The organism is Pedobacter polysacchareus, from assembly GCF_019802255.1.
GTDB classification, from domain to species: domain Bacteria; phylum Bacteroidota; class Bacteroidia; order Sphingobacteriales; family Sphingobacteriaceae; genus Pedobacter; species Pedobacter polysacchareus.
Window position 1 is genome coordinate 195,978 of the sequence record NZ_JAHYSS010000008.1, and the last position, 15,751, is coordinate 211,728.

The window sequence follows — 15,751 nt, forward strand, 5'->3', positions numbered from 1 at the left end:
GTTTTTTATACGTTTCAACTGCAATTGGCTCCTAAATGTAACTATTTTAGTTTAGTGATGAAACACCTTTTAGTGCACTTACAAGGATATCGTAAAATTTATCCCGTATTCAAGAATCTCAATTTAATGATCTTAAAATTAATTTAAATTAAGTTCGGCCTGCTTTGTCTGAAGCCATGTTCTTACTGGTTCGGTGTAATCAAGCCAAAAAGGGAGGGATGATAATAGGCCTACAACCTCTTTGTAGTCATTTTCAGCGTATCCTAATCTAGCTATAATATCATCTATAAAATGATGTGTATCAGGTACGGCATTAATATCCTGAGCAGCACCTATAATTTCGTCCCAAATACCATTGTTTAAGGGGGGTAAGGCTGTGATGATGGAATGGAAATATCTTTCAGGCCCAGTCCCAGCAGGAAGGATAAATTGGGATACCTGCTTTAATGCAATCACCTTTTTACGTCTTGAAGCGAAATCACTCCCTGTAAGAACGGCATTCATTCTATCTTTCTTTTGTTGATGGGTCCTATATAAATCTCCATCAATTATAAATAAGCAATTTGATACGTTGTTGCTACCTGAAAGTACTGCACCAGCAGCTGTTGTAAAACAATTTATTGCTGGTCCAAAAATGCCGACTTCAATGTGCTTTCTTATACCTAGATCACCTGCTATTTTATAAACAATTTCTTTCGATAGTTCATCTTCAACAAACAATTTCAACGGTTTAATTTGAACACCTGTCAATGCATATAACAACTTTGGATTACCATTTTTAAAACACAAAGAGTTACCTGTGTTGGGGATGAAAATATGATTTATGCTAACTTGGTCTGTCAGTTCTAATACGGATTCTGCATGTGTCGTAAAAACAATTTGTAGATGTTTTGCTGTTGCTTCACGATATAGAATGTTTATTAAACGTTTTAATGCTCCAGTGTGCAAGAGCAGCTCGATTTCATCTATTAAAATCAATCCATAGTCAGGCGCTTTGTGTAACACCTCTAAAATTTTGAATATTCTTTGCTCCCCTGATCCCATGCTTATAGCAGAATAATCATCTCCACTATACTGCACTCCAACATAATTATATCTGCCTTGAGCATTGTTGGTCATAATTGTATAGTTCCTATTCATTACGACTGAAGCATCTGCAAGAATTTTCTGCGCAGCATTATCTGCTCGTGCAGTTTTGTTTAAGGTGATAAAAGACTTTGTTTTCAACTCCTCTATTGCTGGCACTGCATCTCGTACTCCTATATATGATACCCATCTTTGTAACCTAGTTGTGTACCTCGGTGCCCACCTATCTGCATCCTTCTTATATTCCCTGCTATTAGGATGCCTCTGAGTTGCTAAATGGTGATCGTACGAGAATACAAATTTGCTACCTGCCCATTTTGAGTCTGTATTAGGTGTGAAATATTCACTAAATACATGGTTCTTACTGTTATGTCCATTGTATGGTTGGTAACAACAAGCTAGGGCATGAAGGATTGTAGTCTTACCACAACCATTAATACCCATAATTGCGGTCAACGGTTTAGGGCCAAATTCAATCTCCAAGTTATTTAAACCTTTTAGTTTAGTAATATTTAGTCCTTTAGCTGATTGAGTAGGTATGGGCATTTTTTTTGATAGTTTTACGTTATTATAATAGACTGGTAATTTAATTTAGATTTTATTGGTTTTGCCTTAAATCGTTAATAGGTTCGGAACCCATATCTGTAAACACTACCTGATTCAGGTCGCTTAAACTGAAATGAAAACATATTCTTCGTACTGCTTCTTTGAAGATTACAATATCACTTGCGTATGAAGTTTGATAAATCATTAATGTCCTAGTTAATACATTACCTTTTCGAGCTGACTTGCTTTCAGTGTAGTGTACACAAAAAAACCAAGCCTCACATTGCTTTTTTAAGGTATTTGAAATGGCCAAACACTCACGATGTTCTTTGCACTCAATCGAAATTCCTAAAACTTGGTTGAACTGACCGTTGTACATAAGTTAGATTGATAGTTTGTTATGGATTTTTTTATCATCAGAGATGCTTGATACTAAATGTTAGTTTAAATGGAGTTTGAGTTTGTTAATCATTAAACCAATTTCTTGGAATAAGTGCATTGAAACCTGGTTCATCAAAATCTCCACGCCATTCTTCCACCAGGTTTATGTTCTTCACACTTTCCCATGTGGATTTAGAAGCATGCTCCAAAATGATTACCTGTGTTTGGTTATTATTCCATTCCATAAACTTACTACAAGCATTAAAGATCATTGTGGTGTTTTGAATATCCTCAGAGATTTTTTTCTTTTTCTTTTTGTCAGCTTCTTTTGCTAGGTCTTTAAAGTCTTCCGGAAAATAAACTTGGCTAGGCTGGTCCAAAATTAAAAAAGAAGGTACATAGTTCTTCTTTCCTGTTTGAGGTAGTTTCAGGAAATATTCATGCAAGCCTAATAATGTTGCAAGATGGAAGCACATGTGGTTTGCTCCGCTACCTAATTTATAGAGGAAATTTACGTTCTTTGTTTTAGTGTCTTCAATCCTGATTCCAATACTAACATCCGGATCAAGGAGTACTCTTCTCTGTTCCTTATTCTCTATAGGAAGGATTTTGACATAATTTGCAATTGAATCTGAAACTTTAGTCAGACATAGTGCTTTGTCGAATTTTTCTTTAAGCAATTTAATTTCTCTTCTTTTTGCTGTAAGTTTATTGCCTAATTCTTCTAGATCAATTGCTAAATTAGCAGATGGAGAAATTTTCTCTAAATTTTCGAGCACATGGTCAATCTTCCCACTGAATTCGAATATATCTTGGTATTTCTTATAGTTCTTTCGATCTTCATTAAGCAAAATGCGGATATTTGCATCGATTTTTAGTATTTCTTGTTCTTTTATACGGATACTCACTTTGTATTCGTTCTTCTCTCTTTCAAAGCTAAAACTGTCAGATTTTGAACTTTCCAGAATTTGTTTGTTTCTGTCTTTTTCATCTTTAAGTTGTAGTAGATTATTAATTGCTTTTTCTGAAACGGAATCACAAAAAGGACAAATATTGCTGCCTTTTTGTTGTAGAAACCATTCGACAGGTTTCAGCCTACTTTCAACCTCCATAGATACACCAGATATATAGTCTATTTTAGAACGATCAAATTGTTGGATCTTTTGCAAACTCACTTTTAATGTATCTAACTCCCTACTTATCGAAATCCGATCGTTATCTAGTTCCTCTAGTTTTTCAGAGTAGCGTAATGCTGAACCTTCTTTTAAGAAACGATCACCTTTAATGTCCTTTACTATTTTACTTAGTTCACTTTTTATCAAATTTACACTACCCGACTCAATACTGATATCAGCATTTGTTAGGCCAAGGTTTATAGCCCTGCTATAGTATTCATAAATGTCAGATTGCCAATTTTCGTATTGAGCTTTGAGATCATCTAACTTCCTTTGTTTCTCCTTTTCAGTCTTTTCTAATGACTCAATTTCTTGCTCAAGACTTAGTATTTTGTAAGATTTATAACCAAGAACTAAGGGGAATAATGTCTTTAGTCTTCTAAGGTGTTCAAATGTATCTGTTTTGTAGAAAATTGTAGTTGGGTTGGCAATGATGTTTTGAGGTTGAAAAAGAAAGGCTGCCGTGTCTCTAAAGCTTGCTGGGGCTTCATCTTTTTGAAAGTTAGTACTTAAGGAAATATTCTCGAACCCAGCTTTAACCCCTAGGAAATTTTTCACGTAGTCTCTATTTGTCTTATATTGTTTTGCATCTCGGATCCATTCATTACTATTAAGTGCAGGGTTATCACCTTTCCCCAACACATCATACATGTACATAACATCAGAAACCTTATTGTCATTTCCTGGACAATCTCGCGCTAAAAAAATTGACTGATCATTTATAGTTATATAGATGGCAAATTTATCAACCTTTTCTCTTATAGTGCCGACAGGAATATCACATTCACTACTTCCTAAGCAATAATCTATTATGGAAATAATGGCAGACTTACCTCGTTGACTATATCCGGTAATAACATTTACCATGTTTTCTTCAAACTTGATGATCTTAGGATCCAATGAGTCATCAAGGGGGTATAAAAGGATATTTTTAATCTTTAATCTCATTAGAATCGGATATTTAAATCGTGTTGGATATTTTTGTCATGTCTTTTTGCAAATATTCCACCCAATCGGTAAGCACTATCTTGGATTTTTTTTACGCTATCGAATGTGTTATTGGCGGATAATGTGAGCGTAAGCTTCTTACTAGTAAAAGGTCTTAACAATACGATTGTGTTGTCCTCCTTGTTAATGCTTAATATGCGTTTGCTGAATGTAAGATTTAACCCATCAAATGTTTGAATTGACATTTTGTTGGCTCTTTCTTGAAGACCAAGTAGAATTGAAGGCTCTTTTATCAACGCAGTATATAGTTCTGTTGAATTTAAAAAACCAATCATTGAGGAATAGTTGTATACAATTGGTAATACATAAAACAAATACCCTAACTTAGGAAAATCGGATTCGTTTTCCCTATTGCGTGCTATTGTGTAGTATCCTAATGTGAAACTATGGAGAGCAATAGCACTGAGAGCGTCATTTTGCATTAATTCAAAGAGTCCATTTTGATCCTCTACTATAGGATTTTTTCTTGCATCCATTATTTTTTGTATTTAGTTTCCCACTCTGGATGCCAGCCAATCTCAGGAACATTTGATAATTTCAGGAAAGTTCCATTATGGATGTATCTATTGGCGGAAGTAAATCGGACACCTTCTTGAAAGTTAACCTCTATTGAATTCATGATGTTGTCAAATATTGCTATAGCCAAGTCGTTTTTCATATCATCATCATATTCATCTAATTCTTTTAAGACATGACTATCATAACAAGTCTGCCATCTATCTCGGCAATTGCTCTTAAACTCTTCAAAATCAGGTTCAGTAAAATTGCCCTTAGCAATAATATGAGCCATTTCAATATCATGATAAATAAAGTCTAAAACTGCATTTTCTATGTTCCTTTCTTTTGCTGTCTGTTTTCGTCTGATATCTTCAATTTGGGTTACAAATAGCTCTTTTCTTGTGTCGGCAACTTTCTTATTATTAACGGCACCAAGAGCGCTTTTTTTTCTAAAAACCGCATTAATTATCGCAGGATTAGTGCTCACCAATGCTAGCTTTGTGTCAAAGTCTTTTTTTGTGAATGTCGCTGAACTATCGTTTAGCCATTTAGCTTTGCACCGGTTAGTGATCCACCCGTACATAGCCTCGAAAGTCGATGTTTTTCTTACATCGCTATACTCATCTGTTGTCATATGAATGGCTACAAAGAACTTTTCTATAAGATCTTCTTTATCTTGCACGGTAATGTTGTTTTTGATGATTTCGAACTGATCAGGTTTTGATAATACAAACTCGATAAGTTTAATAGTCTTTTTTATAGAAGGGCCTGCTTCAGGATTATCAGTTTGTAAACTCTGTAGTTTCGATTTTTGACTTGCTAATAATTTTGTAATGTCAACTATTACATTTTCAAGTGTTTCACTTTCTATCCTTCTTACAAGGGACTGGACTTGGATTACCTTATTAGTAGAACATATAAATCGAGTATTTTTATTGAATGTACCATTTTCAATCTTCTGTATCCATATTTGTAAAGTTCGCCACAAGGAGCTACTTGTATCTTCAAAAGTAGTTCCATTTGGAGATATGCTATGCTTGGCTTGTACGGCCATTAAAACTATACTCTTTTCATTTTGAACTGCGACATCATCTACTAATTCTAGCGAAACTATATCATCAACATTTTCTAGAGTTGCTAAAAGCATTAGGGCTTTTTCAAATTGAAAAAGATAGCCGGCAATCGGACCTGGAGCGGAATCAGACATAACAATTATTATAAAGTCATTAATTTCTACTAATGTATATAATATTATATAATTAGTCCAATAACTGAAAGCTAATTATAAAAATTGCGTAAAATTATTTTCTTATGGATGTGTGGTACTGTTGTTTAGAGAATTTTAGTTGTGTTTTCTGGTTTTTGAGATTAGGAATAATACTGGGCTTACCTTAAATATTAGCTTTAGTAACATCTTTGTGATAATTATCTTCTGAATAAAATGCGGTAATTTCTTCTTAAATTCCCTTCTTTTACCCAAGGGGGGAAGGAGGAGTTTCTTTCTTGTTGAAAATCTAATTTTTTTAAGATATGCTAGGATTTGAGAAAGTTATAAGAACTGATGCTGATATGCTGCAATTATTAAGTGGTATGGAAGATTTGAATTTTAATTCAATAAGGTTTAAAATAAATATTGATTTTTGTTCTCTAATAGGTTCCAACCAAATAGAGGGGGTTGTTGTGATAAATGATGATGAAGGAGTTCCTCTAAATAAATCTTTAAGAAAAGTAAACCCCTCGTTTGATATCTCAGGTTTGAAATTTAGCATACCTCTATCATTCGTTGATTGCGTTTTTGAAATTCCATTAAAAGTTAAGAGCTCAATATTTGAAGAGGGTATAATAATTAGACTCACGGAGTTTGAAAAGGGATTTGAATTTTTTGACGTAGTTGCTGAAGGCGTTTCAACCTTTGGGTTCTCATCAAAGAAATCTGTTTTGTTTATGAGGTGTATATTAAGTACTCTTGACTTGAATTATCCTAAGATAAAAATTGATAACAATTTTTTTATACTAGAAAGTTCTATTAATTCAGGACTTGACTTGACTAAGTGCATAGTGAAAAATCAGTTGCAACTTAGTGGGGAAATAGATGGTATATTGGATTTATCAATGGGAGAAATTGGCTCTCTACACATTGGGTCTTCTAAGGTTAATAGTAAATGTACTGAAATCAATGGATTAAATTTGTCCGAACTTAAAATCTCTGGACAACTTCAACTTAATAATGTATTAATCAATGGAACTGTAAACGCCACAGGAATTAATTTCGAGGAGTCGATCTTCTGGGAAGATGTAGAATTTCGAGGTAAGGTTTTCTTTCAGCACTGTTCCTTTATGAAAAGTATTGAAAGTAAGAATGTTATAGTAAGAAAATTGATTGATTTTTACGGTTCTCATTTCAACTCGGAAATGCGTTTTATAGAGATGGATCTCCACGAAGCAGACATTATCCTTACTGCAACACACATCAATTCGGATTTATGGATAGGGGCATTGTACTATAAGGATCCAGTCAGTTTTAAGGGTAAGATTAACTTAGAAGGAGCAATGGTTTCAAATAATAGCATTGTGCGTATTTTCAATTTAAATTCAAAGGAAAAACCCTTAGGTATTATTGAGTTTTCAAATGGATTAATCAGGGGGTTGTTAGATATTAGAAATATTTATGTTACTACCATTACTTTGGATGGAACGGTCGTAACAGGAAATATTCAAGATAATAATACATTGCACTATTCGATTCGAGATCGTAATTCAGCTAGATTATTGAAGCATGAAGCAAAAAAAATTAACAACTTGATATCTGCTGGAAGCTATTACAAACGTGAAATGGACTTATATTCTAAAAGTATTACTTATAAGCAATACACTGATTGGTTTATTTTGTTAATGTCTAAATGGTCAAGTGACTATGGGGCTAATTGGGTACGCGCTCTATTATTTACTGTGATTGGTGGTATGCTGTTTTATATTCCATTTTTCTTTTTAAAAGAAGGCTATGATTTTTCAATTAAAGAGCATTCTGTTTTTTTGCTGTTTGATAGATATTTTTGGTCTGGGTTTATTAATTATTTTTGGTTACCCACAGGATTTAATGAACTTACTAAGAATGGAAATGATCTCGTTGGTGGAGGCTTTGGGGCAGCTTTTTTTATCATCGGGAAAATTTTGATTGCATTTGGAATTTATCAAACTATAGCGGCCTTCAGAAAATTCTTATAATTAGCAGTTAGGTGAAAAAACAGTAAATTAAGCTTTAATCAGATTTATTTTTAACAATTGACATCACATATGTTTTTTCATCACCTCAAAAATTTCAGTCCATATTCCGGCCATATTTATGATGATATGAAAGTGCCGTTAATTAGAAAAAAAGACAGGCACTTTAACAAAAGTCCTGATCGCTTCGACTTGATGGACAGACTTGGGTATTTTCCCTTTAAGGAGATGATCAGAGATGGAAGGGCTTATTTTATCAGTGATCTAGACCTGTTTGCTTTTTTAAGCATGGACGGACGGACCATTGAAAACTATGTCACTGATTTTATTCATGACTGGGACATTTCAAAACAAGACATCTTTTTGAAGAGCTTTTTAAACGGCTATGATGCTGGGATAATTGAATACGAAAGAAACTTAGGTGCATCTTATCAGACCTTGCCACAGGAGCAAAAAACGCAATATCTGCATACCTTTTGTTTATACTGTCTTGATTTTCTTTATTTTGATGGCGATCTGGATGAGCATCTCTTTTATAATCTTGGTTATTTGCAGGCCAGTCTGTATCGGGGGTTTGTTGATATCAATAATATAGAAAGTATTCTGGCTGGCAGAAGTATAGGTATACGTTTACATTTTGACAGTTATTTGAAAGTGCTGGGTAGTGCAAAAACAAAAGAAGAAATAATACCTACTATTTTAACGGAAGCGGAGACAGTTAATGAAAGTTCTTTACCCATAAACACTCGAATTGAATTGCTATGTGACCTTGAAGAGGTCAGGACAATATGGCGGGTACTTACCGCACCAATCAAAACCAAGAACGGCGTACAGGATGCTGTTTTCAACGTTCAGGAATTAAACCAGTTTTTAGGTTCTGCCTTTAGTTCAGGAGCATTCCCAGAGGCTTTTAAAACTGGAAATGAATATGTAGAAAAACGAACTTCAAAAGGAGATATGCGGAGTATATTGAATGCACTGATGTATGTTACTTATCAGCTGAATCATGAACATAACCGAAGTGCTAATCTAATTGAATATGCAAGTAGTTTAATACAGCACTTTCCGGTGTTTTCGGGTTCAAAGCCAGAAAGTGTAAAAAGTGTATTAGCGACGCATACCCCCAATGGGATGAAAGTATTGAAAGATAGCCAAGGTGTTAATCCTCATGTAGAAGAAATGATAAGTGTCCTTAAAAAACATAGAATATTACATTAATGTCATTGCGATTTTAACTCTTTTTACACCATTTCTTTGTACTCATAAACGAAATATTATGAACAAAGAGAAAGTCTTATTTACTGCTTTATCGGAACAGGAACTATCCGATATTATGGAGAGATCTGTTAGAAATGTTATCGGTGAAAGTGAAATTATAGCCTCTGGTACAGACCAGTTGTTGAATGCCAGACAAGCTGCCAAGCTTATCAATTACAGAAGACCCACACTATATGGTATGGTCAGAGCGAACAAAATCCCTTATTCCAAGACAGCAGGTAAATTGCTGTTTTCTCGTAATAAATTACTCCAGTGGATAGAAAAGGGTAAGCATAATCCAGCGTAAAAATTTCTTGGGAAGTATAGGCTATGGATCTATATAACTGATAGGCTGCTGAGCTAGCTAAACGCATAGCTCTATAAGCGTATATCGGTATATATAGCCTATCAGCAACTTATAGATACAGCCATTAACCGGATGGCTAGGTCAGCCTTTGGTGGTATAAATTCATCACTACTAGAGATAAACGCAAGAATTATACATGGTACTTGCGGAAGTGAAATATAACTCCCAAGCATATCATTATGGCAATAAGAAGATTATGGCGAAATTCAAAAGTCCAATTTTATTAAAAAAAATTGGAGCAAGCGGAAGTTGGGCAGAGCCCTACTTTCTTGCCCCTAGGCTATCGCTAGAGGGGTCTAAAGTATACTCCGGGTATACTTTGAATGGATTAAGCACCCGTAGGACGGTAAAACGGTATACTGGGCGGTATACCAAAAGAAAACAAACAGATTTATTGGAAAATATTTAAGAACAGGAGGAATAAATGAAACTGGATATCATTACAATGGAAGATCTGCAACAGTTTAAAACTGATTTTATGCAGGATATCAAAGACCTTCTGGCTGGGAACAAAGAAGGTCAGAGTAACAAGGAGTGGCTGAGAAGTGCAGAAGTCAGGAAGATGCTTAAAATATCAGGTGGTACTTTACAGAATCTCCGCATCAGCGGCACGCTTCCTTTCCGTAAAATCGGAGGCAGTATGTACTATGATAAATCGGCCATCGTAAAAATACTGGAGGGCTAAAATATGGAAAACTATAACATGGACTATCTGAATATACATAAACACGCATTAAGTAAATACTTTGAACGCATTGCATCGGATGAACGTTTGTTCGCAAGCCATATTAGCTTGTGTATGGCTTTATTCTATTTCAGTAACGGAGAACATCCCAGATCAGCTTTTCAGGTGAGCCGGCCAAAGTTAATGCGTTTCTCGCGGATCAAGTCAATTGCCACCTACCACAAGAATATCAAGGATTTAACGGATTATGGCTATATCGAATATAAGCCATCCTGGCATCCTGTAAATGGAACACAAATCAGGCTGATGATTGAAATAATGGAGAATGATTAAGCTTATGGAGGATGTCAATATAAAATCTATCCGCTATCCCATAGCTATAGACGTAAAGCTGGAAACCCTTAGTTTGAAATTCGGGTGCACCAAAAAGCTGTTTTTTGAGCAGATGGTGGACTATTTTTATAAAAGTAAGAAAGACCCTAAAGACCTCAGCGATGAGGTGCTTAAAAAGGAGCTGTCGAATGGGAACAGTCGTATTATTTCCTTTGTCCGCAAGCAGGAAAGTGATTTCCTTTTACCCACTTTTTCGAATTTGGGTAAACTGCTGATCCTTTCCAATGCACACAGCAAGTATTTAGAAGGCCTGAGCCAATACACAGTAAGCGATGAATCACAGACCAGAAGAATTATAGCTGGTATGATGTTACTTGAAAAAGCAATTGTAAAAACGCAGACGAACCTGGACGAGAAGGCGGTATTAAAAACGAAGTTCAGTAAAATACTGGAAAGATATATCAGTAGTCGGGAATCATTAGGCTGGACGGATTCATCCGCTAAAAAAGAAGAATTGCAAGGTCTGGCACGGGAGTCACTTAAAAACATATAGCCTATGTATATCAATATCACTGTATCAGAATCAGGGGATAACAAAGGAAGCAGCGGGGCACTAGTCAACTATCTGGAAAAGGAAAACCACCTGCAACCTGAAAAAGGAGCTGCTTTAGTACAGGAAAACTGGTTTAACGGCAGTGGTCAGGAAATCGGGAGGCAGGAAGTCAGAATGAAAATAGACCGGAACATTGCAAAAATTTGCCGTGACGACAGTAAATTTTTCCTCATCAATATCAATCCCAGCCAGAAGGAACTGGCGCACCTGCTTGCCAGATATGGCGGGCAGGATGCAAAGGTCAAACTAAAAGAGTTTGGGCTTAAAGTGATGGACGAGTATGCCAGAAACTTCAAAAGAGCTGGGATTGACAGCCACAAAGATTTATTATGGTTCGGTAAGCTTGAACATTACCGTTACTATGGCTTTAAAGACAAAGAGGTCAAAGAAGGGACAAAACAAGCAGGTGACCGCAAAGGGGGCTGTCAGATGCACCTGCAAATTATTGTTAGCCGTAAGGACATCTCAAACCGGATCAAATTAAGCCCACAAAATACCTCCAGAGGAAAGAATAGGGAACATTCTGCAAAGCTGGGGCAGTTTGACCGCACCGCCTTTAAGCAGTCTGGGGAAAGCTTGTTTGATGATGTTTTTGAATTTGACAGGGGCTTGAAAGATACCCTGACTTATGCCAATACCATGAAAAATGGAACTGCTATCCAGAAGATGCAAATGCAGACTCTAGGGGATCTGCCTCCGCAGGGGGCTGAAACAGGCAGGGTGATTTCAGATTTAAGCAAGGGCGTTGCAGGTGGGCTATTCCAGAGTTTCGGGGATATGTTGGTTGCAGGAACAAAGGCGGGTGCAGGATTGCTCAGTTTACTACTGTCAGATGTTTATGTGCCAAACCAAGCAGATCCGGTAGACGATGGAATGCTACGAAGGAAAAAAAGAAAGAGTAAAAGTAAAGGGCAAGATATGGGGCACAGCAGGTAAGTGCTTTGCATAATCCTTAAACCCATTTAAGATAAAGGTGTTTTGCAGGTGTTTTTCCCCCGCGCAAGAGGGTGGCCTGCAAAACACCTTGCCCGCGCTGGCCTTTGCACAGTTTTGCGGGGGGATTTACGGAAAAGACAGTAGGCTGAAAACAGGTAAGTAGCCTACTGACCAAGGTGTAATGCTTTTAAACTTTCAGAAGTTGGGTTCTGGTAGGCCAGTGTACCCTGCTCAAATTCAAAGAGCTGTTCCATGAGTACCACCTTTTCGTATGGAATATCCTTACTTTCCTCTAGCAGGATCTTCCGATAATTCTGGAAAGTATTCATGGAAATCCCTAGTAGCTCCGGTAGCAAATGCATGGCTTTCCGGTATTGTATTATGTTTAGTGCGTGTAAATACTCATTGATTCTGTATTTGTTGATAGGCTTGTTCATAGTATTTAATTTTTATGTAGTTAACTGAAAAGATCATTTTTAACAGGTCAGATGCTAAAAATGATCTACTCTTCGGTTTAATTGGTACTTTCAAGACGTTCTTTTTCTATGTGTACAAAAGAGGCATTTAAGAAACCAATCAGTTGGGTGTAAAACAATAGCATATTGGTCGTCTGATTGCTGTCGTATTCTGCGGTATGGTAAGTCCATCCTTTGAATAGTTCCCAGACCAGATCCCTGCATTCGTGAATAGGGGTATTGTCAAAGAACTCGGTGATTAAGTTTTCAGGATTTTGCAGTTCATCATCGGACAAACGTGCAGGCTGGTAATCCAGCTGTTTTAGGATTTCTTGCATGGTGATTGTTTTTATGGGTTTTAATTGGACAGTTCTTTGGTAGTCACTTTTTTAAATTCATACAAACTTTCCAGCTGGTTGATGAAATCCTGAAACTGCTGGTTGTAATGTGTTTTAAGTACGCAAATGCTGAAGTGACGCGTCTCAAAAAATGCACTGAGCTGGTAATCTGCCAGAGTACCCAACAGGTAAAATTTCATTGGCTCTTTAACGCTACGCAGGAAAAAGACAGGGTTTTCTGCCTCCGGTACTAAGGTGGCATTCCCAATGCGGAAACACATTTTTAATTCATAATAATCGCCTTTATCCAGCCATTTAAAGTAAATTTCAGGGATTTCTCTGGCAAACACGCAGGGGATTAAGTACTTCTTAAATGGTTTTGGCGCCAGATTTTTCATGCCATAGGTCATGAAATAATGGGTGTAGGATTGTGATTCCAGCATAGGGTATGCCTCTTGCCACAAATAGAACAGCTGATCTCTTCTCTCCATATTGTGATTACGGATTTCCTGTTTTTCTGCCTTACTATGGCTGAATTGCGTGTTTTGTATCTCAGCAAGCGTTTTCATCTTTACCAGTAGTGGATGGAGCTGGGTTTGGACAGGGCTGTAGTGTAGTTCTGCCGAAGCATCGGTATCGGTAATGAAATAAGCATAGCTTTTTATGACCTCTTTATTTTTGCCAAGTTTCCCAAGGTAAGGAATCGAAAATGGGTAGTGGTTAGGGCGGTAGGGAGCAAAAGTGGTATGAGCGAAGCAATACCCGATGATGCCATTGCTGGCAGAAATGTTGCTTTGAGTATTGGGGAATCGCTTTAAGCGGTCGGGGCATACAGCCTCTTTAAAGGGATAGTAAAGTATGGACTCCGGTTTATAGAAATAAGAATATTGCTCTTTTAAACTAACGTTCATTCCCCATCTGTCGTTGATGACCTTAAGGTATTTGCTTTTACCAGTTCGGGGATGAAGGAAATCCGGCCAGTAAAATTCCTTAAAATCACATTCACCGCTATGGTTCATTAAATCCTGTAAGACGTAATAAGCATAACGACTGAGATAGTGTCCGCTGGTGTCCACGCTGCAACCAACCAGTAGTTCAGTCGGTTTAATCCGTAAATAAACCATTTCTTCCTTTTCCTCACCAAGGGTAATCCCAATAGTGAGGATTTCCTGATGAAAGGAAAGCTTTCTTTGTTTGATGTTCAGGAATGGCTTTTTAGTTCTCCTAAATGCAGAATGCTTGTCTAAAGTTTCCTGACTGAGTATTACAGTCCCTTTTTCCAGTGGAAGGTGGAAAAAGTCGATGCCCCGAGGCGATAATTGTTGCATTTCCATATATGATCTTATTTAATTTCTCATTAAATAAGCCTCAGATAAGTGGGATGCCGGAAAACAAAACAGGGCTGGTAACTCACTTACTCTATTGCAGCTAGGTTCTGGTAAACCCCCAAACCTTTCGGGATGGATCTCAGCAATATACATAAGCGAGCACCAGCCCTATTTATATATAGGGTGGTGGATGCTACACTTACGCTCGCTGAGATTAAATTTACCAGATTTAGCTGCGAGGCTCGTATGCAATCCTAATTGTTCATGACTAGAATTACAAAAGTATAATATTTAATTTATAACAACTTTTCTCTAATGTCAGAAATAATAATGTAAAACACAAATAAAATAATAAATAACATTAATGTATTGACGAAATGCATTACTATAATGATAAATATGATTAATTTCTGAATATTATATTTGTTTTACATCACATGATATGAGTAAAATAACTTATAACCGCATTAAGGCTGTACTGGCTGAAAAACAAAAGACAAATAAAGATTTGGCTGATGCTTTGAAAATTGCCCCTGAAACTGTTTCGAGCTGGTGTACAAACTCCGCACAGCCTTCTATTAAGAAATTGTTTGACATTGCTATTTTTTTAGGGGTAGAGCCTGGTGATTTATTATCGTCAACTAAAAGTATATAAGGTAGGCTTGTAGTAGCTATGGAAGAGGAAAACTATGTTAAAATTCTGTTTCAGTTTTACAGTGACGTCTTGGAGGAAGAGACTGTTGAGACAATGTGGGCTACTGTAATAGATAAAGAAAAAGGTCTTTATAAATTGGATAACATCCCTTTTTATGCTCCAAATGTAGCAGCGGATGACATTGTCTATGCCGAATTTGATGATTCTCATGAACGTCTAACGTATAGACGCATCTTTGAACCTTCTGGGAATTCAACGATACAGGTTATTTTGTTTGATGATAATTCACCTATTAATGAGGTAAGAGCGTTGTTTGATGGTTTGGGCTGTACTAGTGAAAAGGCTAATGACAGTTATTTCGTAATGGATGTCCCGTTTAATTTAGACTACACGATTGTTCAAGATAAACTAAAGGAATTAGAAGATTCTGGGGTGCTGGGATATGCTGAACCTTGTTTATCTGAAAATCACAATTATAATGAATAGAAATATGTTGTAGGGCGAAATGGAGTTCTTTTGCGCAGAAAAGCCAAAAACACACCGTGCTTTTGGCTTCAATCGTTATCCTTTATATCTGTTATTGGTATTTATCTCTTAATAAGGCCATATCTGCACCCACTTTAATATCCAGTACTTTTGCATAAATCTGGGTTGTCCTGATATTGGTATGTCCCAGCATTTTTGATACACTTTCAATGGGAACGCCATTTAAGAGTGTGACCGTAGTCGCAAAGGTGTGGCGGGCAATATGCGAGCTAAGTGGTTTATCAATTTCACATAAGGTAGCAATCTCCTTTAGTAGGCTAGGCCAACAGCGCTTTGCCACCTTGCGGTGGTAAGTTTCTGCTAACCCGCCCCCGAACCGTAC

At 36.6% G+C, this 15,751-nt stretch carries 17 protein-coding genes; 9 read left to right on the forward strand and 8 right to left on the reverse strand.

What is annotated here, in order from left to right:
- Positions 1 to 138 precede the first annotated feature (138 nt).
- The 4 genes from K7X70_RS22885 to K7X70_RS22900 all read right to left on the reverse strand — a co-directional run bounded on the left by K7X70_RS22885 (position 139) and on the right by K7X70_RS22900 (position 5,901).
- Positions 139 to 1,632 carry an ATP-dependent nuclease gene (locus K7X70_RS22885; RefSeq protein WP_222539231.1) on the reverse strand — a complete coding sequence of 498 codons (1,494 nt, stop codon included), beginning with the start codon at positions 1,630 to 1,632 and terminating at the stop codon, positions 139 to 141.
- Positions 1,633 to 2,096: 464 nt separating this feature from the next.
- Entirely contained in the window at positions 2,097 to 4,136 is a 2,040-nt protein-coding gene (locus K7X70_RS22890) for a DUF3732 domain-containing protein (protein ID WP_222539232.1), read from the reverse strand.
- Entirely contained in the window at positions 4,136 to 4,672 is a 537-nt protein-coding gene (locus K7X70_RS22895) for a three component ABC system middle component (protein WP_222539233.1), read from the reverse strand. Before K7X70_RS22895 ends, K7X70_RS22890 begins: the two co-directional genes overlap by 1 nt.
- A complete protein-coding gene (locus tag K7X70_RS22900; RefSeq protein ID WP_222539234.1) occupies positions 4,672 to 5,901 on the reverse strand; it encodes an ABC-three component system protein in 1,230 nt (409 codons plus the stop codon). Before K7X70_RS22900 ends, K7X70_RS22895 begins: the two co-directional genes overlap by 1 nt.
- Positions 5,902 to 6,224: 323 nt before the next feature.
- Between K7X70_RS22900 and K7X70_RS22905 the strand changes: the two genes are divergently transcribed.
- From K7X70_RS22905 to K7X70_RS22935, 7 genes are all read left to right on the forward strand, one after another.
- Positions 6,225 to 7,919 (forward strand): hypothetical protein, encoded by a 1,695-nt coding sequence (locus tag K7X70_RS22905; RefSeq protein WP_222539235.1) that lies wholly within the window; start codon positions 6,225 to 6,227, stop codon positions 7,917 to 7,919.
- Positions 7,920 to 7,988: 69 nt separating this feature from the next.
- Positions 7,989 to 9,134, forward strand: coding sequence for a hypothetical protein (locus tag K7X70_RS22910; RefSeq protein WP_222539236.1), 1,146 nt, complete (start codon positions 7,989 to 7,991; stop codon positions 9,132 to 9,134).
- Between the two features lie 58 nt (positions 9,135 to 9,192).
- Positions 9,193 to 9,480, forward strand: coding sequence for a helix-turn-helix domain-containing protein (locus K7X70_RS22915; protein ID WP_222539237.1), 288 nt, complete (start codon positions 9,193 to 9,195; stop codon positions 9,478 to 9,480).
- A 484-nt stretch (positions 9,481 to 9,964) separates the two neighbouring features.
- Entirely contained in the window at positions 9,965 to 10,225 is a 261-nt protein-coding gene (locus tag K7X70_RS22920; RefSeq protein WP_222539238.1) for a helix-turn-helix domain-containing protein, read from the forward strand.
- A gap of 3 nt (positions 10,226 to 10,228) precedes the next feature.
- A complete protein-coding gene (locus K7X70_RS22925; RefSeq protein WP_222539239.1) occupies positions 10,229 to 10,558 on the forward strand; it encodes a hypothetical protein in 330 nt (109 codons plus the stop codon).
- On the forward strand, positions 10,551 to 11,111 hold the full coding sequence (locus K7X70_RS22930) for a BfmA/BtgA family mobilization protein (protein ID WP_222539240.1): 561 nt from the start codon (positions 10,551 to 10,553) through the stop codon (positions 11,109 to 11,111). Before K7X70_RS22925 ends, K7X70_RS22930 begins: the two co-directional genes overlap by 8 nt.
- A gap of 3 nt (positions 11,112 to 11,114) precedes the next feature.
- Positions 11,115 to 12,107 (forward strand): DUF5712 family protein, encoded by a 993-nt coding sequence (locus tag K7X70_RS22935; RefSeq protein WP_222539241.1) that lies wholly within the window; start codon positions 11,115 to 11,117, stop codon positions 12,105 to 12,107.
- Positions 12,108 to 12,271: 164 nt separating this feature from the next.
- On the opposite strand, the gene K7X70_RS22940 is transcribed toward K7X70_RS22935, so the two are convergent.
- From K7X70_RS22940 to K7X70_RS22950, 3 genes are all read right to left on the reverse strand, one after another.
- Positions 12,272 to 12,544, reverse strand: a complete 273-nt coding sequence (locus K7X70_RS22940; protein WP_062548219.1) for a hypothetical protein — start codon at positions 12,542 to 12,544, stop codon at positions 12,272 to 12,274.
- Positions 12,545 to 12,621: 77 nt separating this feature from the next.
- Positions 12,622 to 12,900, reverse strand: coding sequence for a hypothetical protein (locus K7X70_RS22945; RefSeq protein WP_222539242.1), 279 nt, complete (start codon positions 12,898 to 12,900; stop codon positions 12,622 to 12,624).
- A gap of 20 nt (positions 12,901 to 12,920) precedes the next feature.
- Positions 12,921 to 14,234, reverse strand: a complete 1,314-nt coding sequence (locus K7X70_RS22950) for a hypothetical protein (RefSeq protein WP_222539243.1) — start codon at positions 14,232 to 14,234, stop codon at positions 12,921 to 12,923.
- Positions 14,235 to 14,670: 436 nt separating this feature from the next.
- On the opposite strand from K7X70_RS22950, the gene K7X70_RS22955 reads away from it, so the two are divergent.
- Entirely contained in the window at positions 14,671 to 14,883 is a 213-nt protein-coding gene (locus K7X70_RS22955) for a helix-turn-helix transcriptional regulator (RefSeq protein ID WP_222539244.1), read from the forward strand.
- 18 nt (positions 14,884 to 14,901) lie between these two features.
- On the forward strand, positions 14,902 to 15,369 hold the full coding sequence (locus K7X70_RS22960; RefSeq protein WP_222539245.1) for a DUF4265 domain-containing protein: 468 nt from the start codon (positions 14,902 to 14,904) through the stop codon (positions 15,367 to 15,369).
- Positions 15,370 to 15,460: 91 nt separating this feature from the next.
- Here K7X70_RS22960 and K7X70_RS22965 read toward each other — a convergent pair.
- The coding region (locus K7X70_RS22965; protein WP_222539246.1) for a tyrosine-type recombinase/integrase at positions 15,461 to 15,751 on the reverse strand (291 nt) is incomplete at its 5' end.